At 59.5% G+C, this 3668-nt stretch carries 1 protein-coding gene; it reads right to left on the bottom strand.

What is annotated here, in order from left to right:
* Nucleotides 1–3668: beta strand repeat-containing protein (locus CLV44_RS17105; RefSeq protein ID WP_106593334.1), on the bottom strand; the 3668-nt coding region annotated here is incomplete at both ends.

The following is a 3668-nucleotide window of genomic DNA, read 5'->3' as shown; positions in this document are numbered from 1 at the left end:
TACCAAGCCTTGGACACTGACACCGTTACCCCCGGACCAGGCCAGGCCATCGTAGACCTTGCTGGCATCCTGAGCCGTAATGAGCACGTCAAGCAGGGCTTTGTTGATGGTGAGTGTGCCGTCCTGAAAACGGATATCGTAGTTGGTCGAACTCAGACCGGACGGCGTGAGAGCGTAGGTTCCCGCGTTCACTGCCGTTAAGGCGTCGCCGCCCCAGGTCAGTTTACCGTCCAGTACGGAAGTACCTTCACCGTTGACGAAGCCGCTATAGGCAACGTCTTTGCCGCCGGACCAGGCCAGGCCATCATAGACCTTGCTGGCATCCTCAGCGGTGACGGTGAGAGAGGCCTTTTTGATGATGAGTTCACCGTCCTGAAAACTGATATCGTAGTTGCCGGAAGTCAGACCGGACGGCGTGAGAGCGTAGGTTTCCGCGTCCACTGCCGTTAAGGCGTCGCCGCTCCAGCTCAGTTTACCGCCCAGTTCGGAAGTACCTTCACCGTTGACGAAGCCGCTATAGGCAACGTCTTTGCCGCCGGACCAGGCCAGGCCATCATAGACCTTGCTGGCATCCTCAGCGGTGACGGTGAGAGGGGCCTTTTTGATGGTGAGGGCACCGTCCTGAAAACGGATATCGTAGTTGCCGGAGGTCAGACCGGACGGCGTGAGATCGTAGGTTCCCGCGTCCACTGCCGTTAAGGCGTCGCCGCCCCAGGTCAGTTTATCGTCCAGTACGGAAGTACCTTCACCGTTGACGAAGCCGCTATAGGCAACGTCTTTGCCGCCGGACCAGGCCAGGCCATCATAGACCTTGCTGGCATCCTTGGCGGTGACGTTGAGCGGAGCCTTACCGATGGTGAAGGTGCCGTTGGCCAGGGTCAGGTCATAGCCTTGCTGGTGGGAGTAGGTATTGTCCAGATTGAACCGATAGTTACCGGCATCAGTGCCAGAACCTGTAACCGACCCCAGTACCCCGTCGGGGGTGTAAGGTGCATCGGCACTCCAACTGCCGGTAACGGTTTGGTTTTCGCCGGTGTAGGTTCTGGTGACATCATTCACAGTCAAGGCAAGAGGGGTCAGGAAAGCGCGTAGCAGGGGCGTGGTATGACCCTTATACAAGCGCCAGACGCTATCGGTACCGCCTTTGGCATCGATATCAGCACCCCAGTGTTCAAAAGTGTTGAGTTGCTGGAGATCGGCCAGTGTTTTCATGGAACTATCGTTGATAGCTGTGCCGAAGTTTTCGCCTACCAGTTGATGACTGACTTCGTCATCGGAGGCGTAGCTCTGGGTGATGCTGTTACTGCCGCCGTAGTAGCTGGCGCTATGGCCCATCAGCCCGCCTACGTTGGTAGTACCAGTGACCGCGCCGGTGGCGTAGCTTTGGGTGATGCTGCTGCTGCTGCTGCGGTAGCTGTCGCTGTAGCCCACCAGCCCGCCGACGTTGGTAGTGCCCTCGACCGCGCCGGTGGCGTAGCTTTGGGTGATGCTGTTGCTGTTGCTGCCTAAGCTGCCGTCGAAGCCGTTGCTTTCGCTTTTGCCCACCAGCCCACCGACGTAGTCAGCGCCAGTGACCGCACCGGTGGCGTAGCTTTGGGTGATGCTGCTGCTGCCGCTGCCTCCGTGGCTGGTAGTTCCGCCGTAGCTGACGCTGCCACTGTAGCTGTAGCCCACCAGCCCGCCGACGCTGCTAGTGCCCTTGACCGCGCCGGTGGCGTAGCTTTGGGTGATGATGCTGTTGCTGTTGCTGTTGCTGTTGCTGAGGAAGTCGCTGTTGCTGCTGCTGCTGTAGCCCACCAGCCCGCCGACGTTGGTAATGCCCTCGACCGCGCCGGTGGCGTAGCTTTGGGTGATGATACTGCTGCTGCTGCTGCTGTTGCTGTTGTAGCGGTTCTGGATATTGCTGTAGCCCACCAGCCCGCCGACGTAGTCAGTGCCGTTGACCGCGCCGGTGGCGTAGCTTTGGGTGATGCTGCTGCTGCTGTCGTTGTAGCTGTAGCCTACCAGCCCGCCGACGCTGGTATGGCCGTTGACCGCACCGGTGGCGTAGCTCTGGGTGATGCTGCTGCCGTCACTGCTGCCCACCAGCCCGCCGATGCGGTTGGTGCCGGTGACCGCGCCAGTGGCGTAGCTCTGGGTGATGCTGCTGCCGTCGCTGCTGCCCACCAGCCCGCCGATGCGGTTGGTGCCGGTGACCGCGCCAGTGGCGTAGCTTTGGGTGATGCTGCTGTTGTGGCTGCTGTAGCCCACCAGCCCGCCGACGTAGTTTTTCCCTGTTACAGTGGCATTGGTGAGCCCAAGGTGACGAATGGCACTGCCGCTGCCGGTGTACCCAAACAGGCCGATGCGATCTTCATCAGGCCTGTCTATGGTCAAATTGTTAATGGCATGGCCGAGGCCGTCCAGAGTGCCAGTAAAGCGGGTGCTGCCATCCCCAATGGGATCAAAGCCCAGACAATCACTACCGCCAGTGCTGCAATTCCAGTCGCTTGTCGTCTTGGCGTCAATATCGTTACCCAAGGCATAGAGGCCATCGAGGTTGTTTTTGATGCCTTGGAGGGTTGTTGAATTAGTATCGCCTGCCGTCCCCAGTTCGGTAATCACGGTATAAACAAGGTGAGTCCCTTTACTGCCCAACTGGGTGGTGAAATTTTGACCAGCCCGCAGGTTGACCGGCGCGTTGACACGATAGTGAGCAGAAGTGCCATCGATAATGCCGTCTTCTGCTCCCTGACCATATTGAAGCACCAGTTCGCCGCCGCTGCCCTTTGATGCATCCAGAGAAGCGTTGATCTCGATATTGCGGTGGGCCTTCAGTGTCAGGGTGTTGCCGCTGTCCCAGCTGACCGCCGCTTTGACGGTGATATCACCGGCTTCACTGCCTGCGTCAGCCGTTTCTATGCTGATATTGCTTCCAGCCAGTTGAGAACTCAGAGTGTCAGCAACAATACCGCTGTTCGTATTCTCGGCATTACCGGCACTGACGGTAAAATCGGTGGGGTCGATCAGCCATTCGCCGGTGTCGCCACTGTCGGCCAGGGTGGTGACCTTCACCCCATCCTTGATCCGGACCTTGGCCGCGCTGGTTTCGATAAAGCCACCATCGCCGCTATCGGGGGCGGACGCATCCAGCGTACCCGCCACCTGCAATTGCCCCTGCTGCATATCGCCCAGCAGCACGATCTCGCCGTTCTCGCCACTGGCCAGTGTTTGCGCACGGGTGATGCCGGTATGGTTGATCACACTGCTGGCCAGTTCACCGGCGGCGCGGGCGGTGAGATATACGGTGCCGCCGTCGGCACGGATGGCACCGCCCTGTTCAATCAATGTATTGAGCGCACCTTCATCCACGTTGAGCTTGACCGGCCCACCCATATCCAGCGTGACCGTGCGGCCCGCGCCCATCAATACGTTACCGGCGGTGGCCTGCAGTGTGCCTTCGTTGACAAGGGTGGCTGCGATCAGTGCGATGGTGCCGCCCTCGGCCACCTCGATATCGCCCTGGTTGATGACGGCTGCGGTGCTGTCGCCTTCAAACCGGAAGTTTTCGGCTAGAAAGTCCTCATCGCTCAGTTCAAGCGTCGATGCGACCAGCCCGCCGGTATTGACCTGTGCGGTAGGGCTGAACAGCACCCCGTTGGGGTTAAGCAAAAACACCTGCCCATTGG

This window comes from Marinobacterium halophilum (assembly GCF_003014615.1).
In the GTDB taxonomy this organism is placed as follows: Bacteria; Pseudomonadota; Gammaproteobacteria; order Pseudomonadales; family Balneatricaceae; genus Marinobacterium; species Marinobacterium halophilum.
This window is presented reverse-complemented; position numbering and strand designations above follow the sequence as displayed.